Annotated in this window: 13 protein-coding genes; 7 read left to right on the forward strand and 6 right to left on the reverse strand. The window is 68.6% G+C overall.

What is annotated here, in order from left to right; genetic code table 11:
* Positions 1-48 precede the first annotated feature (48 nt).
* Positions 49-1,047: an AraC family transcriptional regulator gene (locus tag ACX93N_RS09165; protein ID WP_459428111.1), complete on the reverse strand. Its 999-nt coding sequence runs from the start codon at positions 1,045-1,047 to the stop codon at positions 49-51.
* 112 nt (positions 1,048-1,159) lie between these two features.
* Here ACX93N_RS09165 and ACX93N_RS09170 point away from each other — a divergent pair, with 112 nt between their 5' ends.
* The 6 genes from ACX93N_RS09170 to ACX93N_RS09195 are packed head-to-tail and all read left to right on the forward strand — an operon-like array spanning position 1,160 to position 7,470.
* Entirely contained in the window at positions 1,160-2,335 is a 1,176-nt protein-coding gene (locus ACX93N_RS09170; RefSeq protein WP_459428112.1) for an acyl-CoA dehydrogenase family protein, read from the forward strand.
* Positions 2,336-2,364: 29 nt separating this feature from the next.
* The gene (locus ACX93N_RS09175; RefSeq protein ID WP_459428113.1) at positions 2,365-3,138 is read left to right on the forward strand and encodes a 3-hydroxyacyl-CoA dehydrogenase; all 774 of its coding nucleotides are present in this window, start codon (positions 2,365-2,367) and stop codon (positions 3,136-3,138) included.
* Positions 3,139-3,177: 39 nt separating this feature from the next.
* Positions 3,178-4,311 (forward strand): CaiB/BaiF CoA transferase family protein, encoded by a 1,134-nt coding sequence (locus ACX93N_RS09180; RefSeq protein ID WP_459428114.1) that lies wholly within the window; start codon positions 3,178-3,180, stop codon positions 4,309-4,311.
* 18 nt (positions 4,312-4,329) lie between these two features.
* A complete protein-coding gene (locus tag ACX93N_RS09185) occupies positions 4,330-5,124 on the forward strand; it encodes an enoyl-CoA hydratase/isomerase family protein (protein WP_459428115.1) in 795 nt (264 codons plus the stop codon).
* A 13-nt stretch (positions 5,125-5,137) separates the two neighbouring features.
* The gene (locus tag ACX93N_RS09190) at positions 5,138-6,697 is read left to right on the forward strand and encodes an acyl-CoA carboxylase subunit beta (protein ID WP_459428116.1); all 1,560 of its coding nucleotides are present in this window, start codon (positions 5,138-5,140) and stop codon (positions 6,695-6,697) included.
* A gap of 5 nt (positions 6,698-6,702) precedes the next feature.
* Positions 6,703-7,470, forward strand: a complete 768-nt coding sequence (locus ACX93N_RS09195; protein ID WP_459428117.1) for an SDR family oxidoreductase — start codon at positions 6,703-6,705, stop codon at positions 7,468-7,470.
* Positions 7,471-7,485: 15 nt separating this feature from the next.
* On the opposite strand, the gene rapA is transcribed toward ACX93N_RS09195, so the two are convergent.
* Positions 7,486-10,230: an RNA polymerase-associated protein RapA gene (rapA, locus tag ACX93N_RS09200; protein WP_459428118.1), complete on the reverse strand. Its 2,745-nt coding sequence runs from the start codon at positions 10,228-10,230 to the stop codon at positions 7,486-7,488.
* A 10-nt stretch (positions 10,231-10,240) separates the two neighbouring features.
* Complete coding sequence (locus ACX93N_RS09205; RefSeq protein WP_459428119.1) at positions 10,241-11,071, reverse strand: TatD family hydrolase; 831 nt, start codon at positions 11,069-11,071, stop codon at positions 10,241-10,243.
* 146 nt (positions 11,072-11,217) lie between these two features.
* Here ACX93N_RS09205 and ACX93N_RS09210 point away from each other — a divergent pair, with 146 nt between their 5' ends.
* Complete coding sequence (locus ACX93N_RS09210) at positions 11,218-12,528, forward strand: hypothetical protein (protein WP_459428120.1); 1,311 nt, start codon at positions 11,218-11,220, stop codon at positions 12,526-12,528.
* Here ACX93N_RS09210 and ACX93N_RS09215 read toward each other — a convergent pair whose 3' ends face one another.
* The 3 genes from ACX93N_RS09215 to ACX93N_RS09225 all read right to left on the reverse strand — a co-directional run bounded on the left by ACX93N_RS09215 (position 12,529) and on the right by ACX93N_RS09225 (position 14,026).
* Positions 12,529-13,143, reverse strand: coding sequence for a class I SAM-dependent methyltransferase (locus tag ACX93N_RS09215; RefSeq protein ID WP_459428121.1), 615 nt, complete (start codon positions 13,141-13,143; stop codon positions 12,529-12,531). It lies immediately after the preceding gene.
* 19 nt (positions 13,144-13,162) lie between these two features.
* On the reverse strand, positions 13,163-13,654 hold the full coding sequence (locus tag ACX93N_RS09220; protein WP_459428122.1) for a cold-shock protein: 492 nt from the start codon (positions 13,652-13,654) through the stop codon (positions 13,163-13,165).
* A gap of 159 nt (positions 13,655-13,813) precedes the next feature.
* A complete protein-coding gene (locus tag ACX93N_RS09225; RefSeq protein WP_350035040.1) occupies positions 13,814-14,026 on the reverse strand; it encodes a cold-shock protein in 213 nt (70 codons plus the stop codon).
* Positions 14,027-14,074 lie beyond the last annotated feature (48 nt).

Here is a 14,074-nt window from a genome sequence, read left to right on the forward strand (position 1 = left end):
GGAGCTGGCGAAGGCTGAGGTTTTTCAGCTTGCAGGCCCCCGCCGTCTTTACAAGCCCTTGCGGTAGGCATAGGGAGTGACGCCGGTCCAGCCCTTGAACGCGCGGATGAACGCGCTCGATTCGGAGAAGCCAGCGCGGTGGGCGATTTCCTCGATGGACAGGCCCTGCCGCCCGAGGTAGTGAAGGGCCACGTCGCGGCGGAGCTGGTTCTTGATGTCCTTGAAGGTCGTGCCCTCCCGGGCGAGACGCCGGCGGAGGGTCTGGGGGTGCACGTCGAGGGCGGCAGCCACCTCGCCGAGCTCCGGCATGGCCAGCAGGTTCTGGCGCACAAGGTCGCGGACCTGGGCGGTCCAGCTGGCCCGCGGGTACTGCTGGGTAAGCATGATCAGCACCGGGTGGCGCAGGAAGCGCTTGAGGGTCGCCTCGTTCTGCACGACGGGACGTTCCATGAGGCCCGCGGGAAATTCCAGGGCACAGCGCTCGCACTCGAAATCCACGGGGTTGGCGAGGAACATGCGGCGGTAGTCGTCAGGCTGTGCGGCTGGTGCGTAGTCGAGCGTGGCGCGGGTGAGCGGCAGGTGCTCCTGCACCAGCCAGCTGCCGAAGCGGTGCGTGTTGAAGAGGAAGAGTTCCTTCAGGTAGGGATCGGCCGCCGCTGAGCCCTGCCGGTGGAGGTGGACGGTGGCACGGTCACCGCTCACCTCGAAATCGGCGACGAGGCTGTGCCCGAAGAGCGCGTAGAAGCGGCACAGGCGCGACAGGGCCTGGCCCAGGGTGGCGCTGCCGATGACCGCGTAGCACATCATGGTCCAGGTCCCTAGCGGCATGGGCCGCTCGCCGTAGCCCAGGGACTCGTCCCTGAGTGCCTGCATGGTGGCCACCTGCAGGTCGGCGAAGCGCTCGATGGCGATGCGGGCGTGGGGTTCCCGCAGCAGCCGCGGTGTGATGCGGTGGCGGCGGAGGAGGGGGAGCGGGTCCACGCCGAGGCGTACCGTGTGGCGCAATACGGCGCGGGCGAAGTGCACCGAGATGGATTGCTTGCGCAAGGGCGCGTCCTGTCAGTTTGGGTCAATAATTTTGTCCGTGGCGGTCATTGCCGCCCCCGGCGGCGCTGCACATACTGGCGCGCGTCCCCATCGCCCACCACGGAGATTCGCGATGTTGCCACGCAACTTCACCGAAGAACAAACCATGTTCCGCGATGCTTACCGCAAGTTCCTCGCCAGCGAGATTGTGCCACACATGGAGCGCTGGCGTGAGGCGGGCATCGTCGACCGGGAGGCCTTCCTGCGCGCCGGTCAGCAGGGCTTTCTCATGGTCTGGCCGGACGAAAAATACGGCGGCATGGGCGATGACGACTTCCGCTTCGAGCAGGTCATCATCGAGGAAACCGCCTATGCCCGCGTCGGCGACTGGTACGCCACGCTGCACAGCCGTCTCGTCGGCCCCTACTTCACCCGCTTCGGCAGCGAGGAACAGTGCGAGCGCTTCCTGCCGAAGTGCGTGAGCGGCGAGTGCATCCTCGCCGTCGCCATGACCGAGCCGGATGCCGGCTCCGACCTCGCCGGTATGCGCAGCACGGCCCGGGAAGAGGACGACCACTGGGTGCTCAATGGCTCAAAGACCTACATCTCCAACGGCATCAACGCCGATGCGGTGATTGTCGCCGCGAAGACGGATCCGGAGAGCAACCCGCACCACATGACCCTGTTTATCGTCGAGCGGGGCATGGAAGGCTTCGAGCGCGGCCGAAACCTGAAGAAGATGGGCATGAAGGCCCAGGATACCGCCGAGCTGTTCTTCAACGACGTGCGGGTACCGAAGGCCAACGTTCTCGGTGAGCCCGGCAAGGGGTTCATCTACCTGATGGAGGGGCTGGCCGAAGAGCGCCTCATCGGCGCCTGCGGCTACCTCGCGGCGGCCCAGCTGTCCTGGGACCTTACCTACGACTACGTGCGCGAACGCAAGGCCTTCGGCAAGCCGCTGGCCGCGTTCCAGAACACCCAGTTCAAGCTGGCGGAGCTGCGCACCGAGCTCGATATCGCCCAGAGCTATGTCGACCAGTGCGTCGCCGCCTTCAATGCCGGTCAGCTCACGGCGGTTGATGCCGCCAAGGCGAAGCTGGTCACCAGCGAGCTGCAGGTAAAAGCCGCCGACGTGGGCGTGCAGCTCCACGGCGGTGCCGGCTATATGGACGAATACGCCATCAGCCGTCAGTATACCGACGCGAGGATCGCCACGATCTACGCCGGCAGCTCCGAGGTGATGAAGATCATCATCAGCCGCGACTGCCTGGCGGACGACTACAAGCCGTTCAATACCCGCAATTTCTGAAGCTTATAGCGGATCAAGGAGGAATCACCATGGATCTGTCAGGGAAAGTCGCCATCGTTACCGGCGGGGCCTCCGGCCTGGGCCGGGCCACCGTCGAGGCCTACGTTGCCAAGGGGGTCAAGGTCGCCATTTTCGACCTCAACGAGAAGGCCGGCGACGAGATGATCCAGGCGCTCGGCGACGACAAGGTCGGCTTCTGGAAGGTCAATGTCGCGGACGAGGATTCCGTGAGCACGGCGGTCACCGGCGTGGTCGAGAAGTTCGGTGCGCTGCACATCTGCAACAATTTCGCGGGCATCGGCAGCGCCTGCAAGACCCTGAGCAAGAAGGGCGTCTTCCCCCTGGACATGTTCATGGGCGTGATCAACGTCAACCTGGTGGGTACCTTCAACGTGTCCCGCTATGCCGCCGAGCAGATGGCGAAGAACGACCCGGTTTTCGGCGACGAAGGCCGCGGCGTCATCATCAATACCGCCTCCATCGCCGCCTACGAGGGGCAGATCGGCCAGCTTGCCTACAGCGCATCCAAGGGCGGCGTGGTCGGCATGACCCTGCCCATGGCCCGGGACCTGGCCAGCTATGGCATCCGCGTGAACACCATCGTGCCCGGGCTGATCCACACGCCGCTCTTCGAGTCCCTGCCGGAGCCGGCGTACAAATCCCTGGAAGCCAGCGTGCTCTACCCGCACCGCCTCGGCAAGCCGGAGGAGATTGCCCACCTGTCGGTGTTCATCGCCGAGAACGACTACGTCAATGGCGAGTGCATCCGCCTTGATGGCGGTATCCGGATGCAGCCGAAGTAAGCCCGGCGCGAGTCAATAACGCTAGACAGGGAGACGGCTATGGGGCCCCTCAACGGCTACACGGTCATCGAGCTCGCCGGCATCGGGCCGGCGCCCATGGGAGGGATGCTGCTCGCGGACATGGGTGCGGAGGTGATCCGCGTGGACCGCGCCGGCGGCGCGGACCCGAAGCTCACGGAGCGCGTCAGCGGCCGCGGCAAGAAGTCCATCGTTATCAATCTCAAGGACCCGGCAGGGGTCGAGACGCTGCTGCGCATGGTCGAGAACGCCGATGTGCTCATCGATCCATTCCGCCCCGGGGTGTGCGAGAAGCTGGGTATCGGCCCCGACGAGTGCCTGGCGCGCAACCCGAAGCTGGTGTTTGCCCGGATGACCGGCTGGGGCCAGACCGGGCCGCTGGCCCGGGCCGCAGGCCACGATATCAACTATATCTCCCTGACCGGCGCCCTTTACGCCATCGGCCCCGGCGACGGGCGTCCGGTGCCGCCGCTCAATCTCATCGGCGATATGGGCGGTGGTGGCATGCTCCTCGTGCAGGGGGTTCTCGCCGCACTGCTGGAGGCCGGCAACTCCGGCCAGGGCCAGGTCATCGACGTGGCCATGGTCGACGGCGCGGCACAGCTCATGTGGATGTTCCATAACTTCCACGCCATGGGTGCCTGGAACGCCGACGAGCGCGAGGCCAACCTCCTGGACGGCGGTGCCCATTTCTACGGCACCTACGAGTGCGCGGATGGCGAGTACGTGGCCATCGGCTCCATCGAGCCGCAGTTCTACGCGCTGCTGCTGGCTAAGGCCGGCCTGTCCGCCGAGGAGTTCGGCGACCAGAACAACCAGGCGCACTGGCCCGAGTTGAAGGAAAAGCTGGCGGCGGTGTTCCGGCAGAAGACCCGCGACGAGTGGTGTGACCTCATGGAGGGGACGGACGTATGCTTCGCCCCGGTACTGCGTTTCACCGAAGCGCCGTCGCACCCGGCCAATGCCGCGCGGGAGACCTATATCGACGTTGAGGGTGTCGTGCAGCCCGCGCCGGCGCCGCGCTTTGCCCGCACACCGTCGACGGTGCGTCACGGCGCCCACGGCGCCGGCGAGGACACAGACAGTATCCTCACGGCCATGGGGTTTGCCGAGCAGGAAATCCAGCAACTGAAGGCCGGCGGCAGCGTGGCCTGACCGGCCGGGGGAAAAGCCATGAACGACTTCAATACCGTGCGCATCGATCGCGACGGCCCCGTGGCCGTGGTGACCATCAATCGCCCGGACAGCCTGAACAGCTTCAACGGCGAACTGCGGCGGGAATTTCTCGCCGCCGTGCAGGCAGTGAACGCACACCCGGAGATCCGCGTTGCCGTACTTACCGGCGAAGGCCGCGCCTTCTGCGCCGGTGCGGACCTCTCCGAAGGCCTGTCGCCGGATGACGGCGGAGGCCACGCTACCGAGGCCATGCTCAACGACGAGTACAAGCCCGCTGTGCTGGCGATCACCCAGTCCCGCAAGCCCTGGATCGCTGCGGTGAACGGCGCGGCCGCCGGCATCGGCAGCGCCTTTGCCATGGCCTGCGACCTGTCGGTCATGGGGGAGGGCGCCTACCTCTACCAGGCCTTTGTGGCGATCGGCCTCGTGCCCGACGGCGGCGCCACCTGGCATCTTGCCAGGACGCTTGGTCCGCTCCGTGCCTTCGACATGATGACTTCCGGTGAAAAGATTCCTGCGGCGCGCTGCGTCGAGCTCGGCCTTGCCAACCGGGTGGTGGCCGACGACGACCTCGTCGACAGCGCCGTTGCCTGGGCCAGGGAACTGGCCGGCAAGGCGCCGCTCGCGCTCGAATACATCAAGAAGTCGCTCGCCTTTGCCATGGAGAACGACCTGCCTTGCGTCATCGCCCAGGAGGCATCCCTGCAGCACAGCTGCGTGGACAGCGCAGATGCGAAGGAAGGCGTGATGGCCTTCCTCGAGAAGCGCCAGGCCAACTGGACCGGCCGCTAGCCGGGAACCCCGGGTGGCTGACGAGGCTGACGATACCGGCGCACTGCGCCCGGAGCTGCTTGCGCTTCGCGAGCGCCTCGCGCGAAGTGGTGACGAGGCCCGGGCCGTAGAGCGGGACAAGCGCCACCGCAAGGACTATCGCACTGCGCGGGAAAACCTGTCCGACCTGGTCGACGCCGGCAGCTTCCAGGAGTATGGGCAGCTGGCGGTTGCCGCCCAGCGCAGCCGCCGGGACTACGACGAGCTGCAGGTGCGTACAGCCGGCGACGGCATCATCACCGGTACGGCCCGGATCAACGGCGCCCTGTTCGGGGAGGCGGCTACGCGGGCCGCGGTGATCGTCAACGATTACTCGGTGCTCGCGGGCACCCAGGGTTTTTTCCACCACCGCAAGCTGGACCGGCTCTGTGAACTCGCCGAGCGCCTGCGGTTGCCGGTGGTCATGTATACGGAGGGCGGTGGCGGGCGCCCGGGCGACACGGATGTGCTCACGCAGATCGCCGGCCTCAATGTGCCGTCCTTCGCCGCCTGGGCTCGCCTCGCGGGGCGCGTGCCGCGCATCGCCGTCAACAACGGCTATTGCTTCGCCGGCAACGCGGCGCTGTTCGGCTGCGCGGATTTCCGCATTGCCACGCGGCGTTCCTGGATCGGCATGGCCGGCCCGGCGATGATCGAGGGGGGTGGCCTCGGCCGTTTCGAGCCGACGGAGATCGGCCCCATCGACGTGCAGGAGCGCAACGGGGTCGTCGACCTGGTGGTCGAGGACGAGGCGGCGGCCACGGCGGCCGCCCGGCAGCTCCTCGGTTATTTCCAGGGCGACCTCCCCGAGTGGGACTGTGCCGACCAGGCCATACTGAGGGACCTCGTCCCGGAAGACCGACGCTGGGGCTACCCGGTGCGCCGGGTGATCGAGACGCTGGCCGATACCGGGTCGTTCCTCGAGCTCGGCCGCATTCATGGGCGCAGCGTGATCACCGGTTTCCTGCGCATCGATGGGCGGCCGATGGCGCTCCTGGCCAACGATTGCCAGCAGCTCGGCGGCGCCGTGGATGCGGAGGCCGCGGACAAGGCGGCCCGCTTCCTCACGACCTGCAATGCGCTCGGCCTGCCGCTGCTGTCGCTCACCGACACGCCCGGCTTCATGGTCGGCCCGGACAGCGAAGCCCAGGCGGCCGTGCGGCGCATGGCCAGCCTGTTCACCGCCGGCGCGGCGCTCACGGTGCCGGTGATCGCCATTTTCCTGCGCAAGGGCTACGGCCTTGGCGCGATGGCCATGGTCGGCGGCTCTTTCGCCGAGCCGGTCTACGCGGCTGCCTGGCCCACGGGCGAGTTCGGCGGCATGGGCCTGGAAGGCGCCGTGCGCCTCGGCTACAGCAAGGAGCTGGCCGCCGAGCCCGACGAGGCGAGCCGGGCAGCGCTGTTCGAAAGGCTGGTGGCGAAGCTCTACGAGGTGGGCAAGGCCACGGAGGCCGCGGCTCACCTGGAAATCGACGCGGTCATCGACCCGGCGGACACCCGCGCGGCGATCCGTGAAGCACTCACCGGCGCCCTCGGCGCCCAACGCAGAAGGTAGGACCCATGGACAAGCTTTTCGACCTTTCCGGCAAGGTGGCCGTGGTGACCGGCGGTTCCCGCGGCATCGGCGCCATGATCGCCCGCGGTCTCATCGGCGCCGGCGCGCGCACCTACATCACGGCCCGGCGCGAGGAGGAGCTCGCCGCCACGGCGGAGGAACTCGGTGCGTTCGGCGAGTGTATCGCCCTTCCCTCGAACCTCGGCAGCGTGGAGGGCGTCCAGGCCTTCGCCGATGCGGTCCGCGAGCGCGAGCCGGCGTTGCACATCCTGTTCAACAACGCCGGCGCCAGCTGGGGTGCGCCGATCGATGAGTTCCCGGAAACCGGCTGGGACAAGGTCATGGACCTCAACGTGAAGTCGCTGTTCTTCCTGACGCAGAAGCTGCTGCCGGCCCTGCGCGCGGCGGGGACGGCGGAAGACCCGGCCCGGGTGGTCAACATTGGCTCCATCAACGGGCTGACCTACGCGCCGCTGCAGAATTACTCCTACACCGCCAGCAAGGCGGCGGTCCACCACCTGACCCGGCAGATGGCGGTGGACCTTGCCGGGGACTGCATCAACGTCAACGCCATCGCGCCGGGCTTCTTCCCGAGCAAGATGACTGCGCATATGCTCGAGCACGAGGCGGAGATGGTGAAGGCGATTCCCCGCGGGCGCCTGGGCCAGCCGGAGGACGCCGCCGGTACGGCGGTCTACCTCTGTGCCCGCGCATCGGCCTTCGTCACCGGGAACGTGCTGGTACTCGACGGAGGCCAGGCGGCGGGCGCCTGACGGCGCCCCTTCGCCTCAGGCGGTCACGACCAGGCGCACGGCCTGCAGGTGCAGGTCGGCCCTGGCGATGGCCGCGAGGCTTTCCTCTCGCTGCCAGCGCAGATGGCTGATCTCCTCGTCCCGCACCTGCGGGTTGACCCGCTGCAGCGACTCCAGGCGCGTGATCTCCTCGCCCAGGTGATTCTCCACGCGGCGCGTTGCGTCCTCACGCAGCGTCCCGAGATGTTTCCCGGCATAGGCCGCGGCAGCGGCGAGGCGCTCGTCCACGGCGCCCTGGAGCTGGCGGATGATGCCCACGGCAGTTGCATGATCCACCCGGCGGACCAGCTGGTTCAGGCGCTCGTGGGAGATGGCCTGCGACAGATCCCGGTCGCGGCTGTCCACCAGCACCCGCTGCGGTGACAGGGACAGGAAACGCTGCAGCTGCAGGCTCTTCGGCGCGCTCACGTTGATCGTGTACAGGCACTCGAGCAGCAGGGTACCGGGGGGCACGCCGCGCAGCTTGAGGGTCCCGAGCGCGGCATTGCCGAGCTCCGTGGAAAGGATGGCCTCCATGGCTTCGGTGAGCATCGGGTGCTCCCAGGTGAGGAACGCCATGTCCTCCCGGGCCAGGGCCGTGGCCCGGTCGAAGGTCACCGTGCGCCCGTCCTCGGGCAGCTCGGGGAAATGGGTGGTGTCCATGTGTTCCCCGGGGCGCAGGATCAGGCAGCCCTCGCTGTGGTATTCGTGCTCGACACCCAGGTTGTCGCACAGCGTTTCGAAGTAGGCCTGCAATTCGCCGCTGCGCTCGCTGTCGCGGATCGCCTCGATGATGCGCCGGGCCTCGGCCGGCCGGCAGGCGTTGCGTTCCAGCAGCCGGTCCCGCCCCTCCGCCAGGCGGCGGTTCGCGTCTGCCGTGGCGTCGCGGGTCTCCGCGATCAGTGCGTCGATATCCGCGCTGCCGTCCAGGGCGGTCTCCAGCCGTTCCCGGCAGGCGTCGAACACCGGGCGGCCCGCGGGGCAGTTCTGCCGGAAGATATCGAGCCCTTCGTGCAGCCAGCGGAACAGGCGCTCCTGCGCCGTGCCTTCGAGGTAGGGTACGTGGATGTTCACGTCCCCGGCCTGGCCGATGCGGTCGAGGCGGCCGATGCGCTGCTCCAGCAGGTCCGGGTTGCGGGGCAGATCGAAGAGCAGGAGGTGCTGGGCAAACTGGAAGTTGCGTCCCTCGCTGCCGATCTCTGAACAGATCAGCGCCTGGGCGCCGCTTTCCGCTTCCGCGAACCAGGCCGCGGCGCGGTCGCGCTCAACGATCGAGAGTCCCTCGTGAAAAGCCGCACAGCGGATGCCGGCGCGCAGGTGCAGGTAGTGTTCGAGCTGCTCGGCGGTTCCGGCGGTGCTGCAGATGACCAGCGCCTTCCGGGGCCGCAGTGCGCGCAGGGTGTCGCGCAGCCAGCCGACCCGCGGTTCGGCGTCGAGCCAGGTCTCGTCCCGGGTGTGGCGCTCCGGGTAAAGGGCACCGGGCTCTGCCGCCGGCCCCGCGGCTGGAAGGGCGTACTCGTGCAGGTGGCGCGCCGGGAATCCGCCGACGCTGGCGCGGGTGTTGCGGTAGAGAACCCGGCCGGTGCCGTGCCGGTCCAGGATGCGTTCGACGAGTACGGTGTCGCTCGCACCCTCGTCGAGGCCCGGGGGCAGGGTCGCGGGACGCTTGCCGTTCTCGATGGCTTCGAGGAGTTCGCTCCACTCCCGGTAGCGCGCCTGCTCGGCGCGGAAGGCGTACAGGTCGTGGAAGCGCGCCGGATCGATGAGGGCCAGGCGCGCGAAGTGGCTTTCCACGCCGAGCTGTTCGGGCGTGGCCGTCAGCAGCAGGAGCCCCGGGCTCGCGTTCGCCAGGGTGCTGATGAAACGGTAGTCCTGCCCCGGCGTGTCGGGATGCCAGTGCAGGTGATGCGCCTCATCGACCACGACGATATCCCAGGGCGCGGCGAGCGCATCGGCCTGGGCCATCGGGTCCTCGTAGAGCAGGTCCCCGGCGCAGAGTACGAGCTGCTCGCTCTCGAAGGGGTTGTCTCCGTCGCTGGCATCCAGGCGCTCGCTGTCGAAGAGCGCGAAATGCAGGTTGAAGCGGCGAAGCATCTCCACCAGCCACTGGTGCAGGAGGGGCTCCGGTACCAGCACCAGTACGCGGCTGGCGCGGCCTGTGAGGAGCTGCTGGTGCAGGATCATCCCCGCCTCGATGGTCTTGCCGAGGCCGACCTCGTCGGCCAGCAGGACGCGCGGCGCATGGCGACGCCCGACACTGGCGGCGATGTAGAGCTGGTGCGGCAGGAGCTGGGCGCGCGGGCCGAGGAGGCCGCGGGCCGGATCCCGCTGCAGCCGGTCAAGCTGCAGGCAGGTGGCGACGCGCAGGGCAAAGGCCTCGTGGCGATCGAAATGACCGTTGCGCAGCCGCTGCTGCGGCGTGGTCAGCTGGACGAAAGCATCGAGCTCGATCTCCGGCACCTGGTGCTCTTCGCCGGCGGCGTCCTTCGCGCGGTAGAAGAGCAACCCCTCGCGTTCGCTGACCGCCGTGACCTCGAGTTCCCGGCCGTCGGCCGTGCGCAGCCAGTCTCCGGTCTTGAACCGCAGCCGCGTCAGCGGGGCGCGGCCTGCCGCGTAGGTTCGCTCTTCGCCGACGGCGGGAAAGCTCAGCGTGATCCGCGGCCCATCACTGGCCACCACGATACCCAGGCCCAGCTGCGCATCCGCATGACTGACCCAGCGCTGGCCGAGGGCGAACTCCACGGCGCCGGCCTCAGGCCGCGAGGGCCGGGGCGTCCCCCGGGAAGAAGAGGGCATAGCTCGAGCGCCGGGCGATGGCGAGCAATTCCTCCACCGGGAGCCCCTTGAGCTCGGCGATCTTCTCGGCGACGAACGGTAGATAACAGGGGGCGTTGGTCGTGCCGCGATAGGGCACCGGCGTCAGGTAGGGCGCATCGGTTTCCAGCAACAGCTGCTCCACCGGGGTAAGCTCGACGATGGCGCGGACGTTATCCGCGTTGCGGAAGGTGGTGATCCCGTTGAAGCCGAGGTAGAAGCCGGCGTCGAGCGCGAAGCCGGCAAGGCCCGCGCCGGAGGTGAAGCTATGAATGACGCCGCGCCGCGAGAGCCCCGGCAAATGCTCGCCGAGGATCGCTTCCGTGTCCTCGTCCGCGTCACGGCTGTGGATGACCACGGGCAGGGCGAGTTCTGCGGCCAGGGCCAGCTGGCGGGCGAAGGCGTCTCGCTGGGCGCCCCGGTCGGTGTGGTCGTAGTAGTAGTCGAGGCCGATCTCGCCGATGGCAACGACCCGCGGATGGGCGGCACCCTCGCGGATCGCCGCCTCGACGGCATCGTCGTAGCTGCCCGCCTCGTGCGGGTGGATGCCCTGGGTGCACCACACGCGCGCATCGGCCTCGGCGATACGACGGACCGTGGCCAGGTTATCCGGTGCGACGGCGATCGTGACCACCCGTTCGATGCCGACATCGGCGGCTGCGGCGAGGGTCTCGCCCAGGCCCGCTTCCCCGAGGTAGTCGAGGTGGCAGTGGGTCTCTACGATCGGTGTGGCGAAGCGCGGAATCGCGCGCCGCTGTTTCTTGCTCATGGCGTTCCCGTGGGGCAGGTTTCCGCGTGGGTTGGCAGGGCACTGCCCGCGGCTTTCGTTGGCTGTCTCTTGCTGATCGTCTTTCGCTGGCCGTCTTTCGTGCTTTCCCTTCCGACCGGCTGTCTTTTTGCGCATTATAACGACTGATGATGACGCCGTATGCCCCCTGCCGCCGGCTCGCCTGCCGGGCCCTGCTGTTCCTATGGCTGGCGCCTGCGGCCGTGGCGCTGGCGGGCGGTGAACCCTATGGGCGGGATTTTGCCCGCGAGGGCGCCCGCTGGGGCGAGGGCGGGCCACCGGCGGTGCTCGTGCCGCCGCTGCCGGCGGCGGCGGACGCGCCGCCCGCGGCGGAACTCGCTGCGCTGCGGGCGCGCCTGGCCGCCCTCGAGGCGGAGGGCGGGCCCTATGCCGGCGGTCTCGAGGAGCCGCTCGCTGCGCTGGGGCGCGCCCTGGCGGCCCGGGGCCGCTATGCGGAGGCCGTGGCGGCCTATCGGCGCGCGCTCCACGTACTCCGGGTGAACGATGGCCTTTACGGCGAGGCACAGAAACCCCTGCTGGCGGCGCTCCTCGGCATCTATCGCGCGGCCGGTGACTTCGCGACGCTCGACGAACAGTACCCGTGGTTCTACCGCGTTTACGGTAACGGCCAGCCGCCGCTGACGGGGCTGCGGCTGGAAGCCGCGCTGGCCTATCAGCGCTGGCAGCGGGAAGCCCTGCGGCGGGATCTCGGCAACGGCACCCGTCGGCTTCTGGCGCTGATCGACGAGGGCGCAGAGCTGCTCGACCGGGTCGCGGGGGAGCCGGCGGCGGCCTGGCGAGCACGCCGGGACCTGGCGTTGTCCCAGCTGCGCAACCTGTATCTCGTGGGGGACCTCGTGGCGCCGCCGCCGGAGGATTATCCGGGGCTGCGCGATCCGGACCCCTTTCAGCGCAACGAGCTGTTCACGGACGACCCCCAGGAAGAGCGGCTGCAGGCCCTGCGTCGCACCGCGCAGGGGGATGGCCGCCGTCTGCTGGAGGAGCTCGCGGCGGCAGCGCCGGATCCGGAAGCCCGGGCCGAGGTGCTTGTCGCCCTGGGCGACTGGCAGCAGTGGCACGGTCGCGAGGGCGCGGCGCGGGAGGCCTGGGAGAATGCCATTGATGCGCTAAAGCGCGCGGGCCGCCGCGAGCGGGTGGCCGCTCTGTTCGGCGAACCCCGGGAGCTGCCGGACAACGGTGTCTTCTGGCAGCCGCCGACACCGGCAGCCGACGCGCCGCGGCCCGTCGTGGCGGCACGGTTCACGGTCACCGAGCGGGGCCGGGCCCGGGCCGTGGATGCCGAGACGGTGAGCGGTCGCGACAGTGCGCGGATCGGGGTTGTCCGGTCGCTGCGCCGGCTGCGCTTCCGGCCGGCCTTCGCCGACGGGGCGCCGGTTGCAACGGCGGGCGTCGAGCGCTTCTACGAGGTTTACGACTAGCTAGCGGTTGTTGATGTGCAGCAGCGTGCCGCGCGCGGCGAGCGCGCCGCGGGTGCGCCATTCCAGCAGCTCGCCGCCGTGCCGGTCGATGCAGCGCTCGGCCATGGCTAGGTAGGGGGAGCGCTCCGGGTCGCCGATGAGCACTTCTCCGACCCCGGCCCTGATCGCGCGGTTCACGAGGTTGGCAACGGGGGCCGTCAGCTCGTCCCAGAAGCAGATATCCGCACCGATGAGGAGGTCGTAGCCCGCCAGCTCGCGGGTGGTGATGCGCTCGAAGCGGCGCACCAGGTGTTCCGTCTGAACGCCGTTGAGCTCTGCGACCGCGTCGAGATAGGGAAAGACGTTCGGGTCGGCATCGACCGAGGTGACGGCTGCACCGAAGCGCTTTGCACACCAGATGCCGCCGATTCCCCAGCCGCAGCCCACGTCCAGGACGCGACGGCACCCGGCCGGCGGGTTGCGGTGCAGGTAGTCGATAACCAGGCAGCTGGATTTCCACAGCTTGTTGCCGTGGATCGCCGGCGCATCGGCGCGCCGGCGCACAGCGCGGATTGCCGGGTGGGCGGCCGTTGGGAAAAGAGCGCCGCGAAAGCGGCGCGCGTGCTTGACGGCCATGGGCAGTCCTCGCTGCGACTCAGTCCAGGGGTTCGACGTCTTCGGCCTGCGGGCCCTTCTCCGTGTCGGCCACGACAAAGGAGACGCGCTGGCCGTCATTGAGGCTGCGGCGGCCCTCACCGCGGATGGACCGGAAGTGCACGAAGATCTCGCGACCGTCGTCGAGGGTCAGGAAGCCGAAGCCCTTGGCGGCGTTGAACCACTTGACCGTTGCCTCTTCCCGTGGACCCGACGGTGCAGCGGCTGCAGGCTTCTTCCTTGCGGTGGATTTCTCCTGTCGCGCTGCAGTTTTCGGCTTCTGTTCCCCGTGGCTCTGCGGGCGGGGAGCCGGCGTGCCGGCCGCCGGCGCGGCGAGCGGGCGGTGTGTGATCAGGGCCGTGCCGGCCGTGGCGGCCACGAAGAGGACGGCCAGCACGGGGTCGAAAGCCCCGATACCGGTGAGCAGGGGGGCGAGGGCAGCCGCGACGAGGCCGATGGCGATGGCAATGACGAGTTTGCCGGGAATGGACATGGTACTTCTCATAACTTGACACTCACTTGCTGTCGTGTGTTGACATAGTTGGTACGTTGCCGGTCGCCTCGCGACCGGCCGGAAGGCGGGCGGTCCGGCGTCGACGGCCAGCCGCCCCTGGTGATGCCCCGGGAGACATCCCGGGGCGCCGGGGAATCGCTAGAGCTTTGCGACGTCCTCGGCCTGGAGGCCCTTGGGCCCCTCCACCAGGGTGAATTCTACCGCCTGGCCCTCGTCGAGGGTGCGATAGCCGTCGCCCTGGATAGAGCGAAAGTGCACGAATACGTCACCCTCGCCTTCTTCCCTGGTAATGAATCCGAACCCCTTGGCGTTGTTGAACCACTTCACCGTGCCGCTGACACGTTCGCCCATACCGCTTCCCTCGGTGTTTCCCTTTTTATTGTCTGGCGGCATTTGCTG

Source organism: Pseudohaliea sp. (genome assembly GCF_054552115.1).

Bases quoted from the DNA above. Each gene is read 5' to 3' on its own strand.
- ACX93N_RS09170 (WP_459428112.1), top strand. From the start codon at position 1,160: ATGTTGCCACGCAACTTCACCGAAGAACAAACCATGTTCCGCGATGCT.
- ACX93N_RS09175 (WP_459428113.1), top strand. From the start codon at position 2,365: ATGGATCTGTCAGGGAAAGTCGCCATCGTTACCGGCGGGGCCTCCGGC.
- ACX93N_RS09180 (WP_459428114.1), top strand. From the start codon at position 3,178: ATGGGGCCCCTCAACGGCTACACGGTCATCGAGCTCGCCGGCATCGGG.
- ACX93N_RS09185 (WP_459428115.1), top strand. From the start codon at position 4,330: ATGAACGACTTCAATACCGTGCGCATCGATCGCGACGGCCCCGTGGCC.
- ACX93N_RS09195 (WP_459428117.1), top strand. From the start codon at position 6,703: ATGGACAAGCTTTTCGACCTTTCCGGCAAGGTGGCCGTGGTGACCGGC.
- ACX93N_RS09205 (WP_459428119.1), bottom strand. From the start codon at position 11,071: ATGAGCAAGAAACAGCGGCGCGCGATTCCGCGCTTCGCCACACCGATC.
- ACX93N_RS09210 (WP_459428120.1), top strand. From the start codon at position 11,218: ATGATGACGCCGTATGCCCCCTGCCGCCGGCTCGCCTGCCGGGCCCTG.
- ACX93N_RS09215 (WP_459428121.1), bottom strand. From the start codon at position 13,143: ATGGCCGTCAAGCACGCGCGCCGCTTTCGCGGCGCTCTTTTCCCAACG.
- ACX93N_RS09220 (WP_459428122.1), bottom strand. From the start codon at position 13,654: ATGTCCATTCCCGGCAAACTCGTCATTGCCATCGCCATCGGCCTCGTC.
- ACX93N_RS09225 (WP_350035040.1), bottom strand. From the start codon at position 14,026: ATGGGCGAACGTGTCAGCGGCACGGTGAAGTGGTTCAACAACGCCAAG.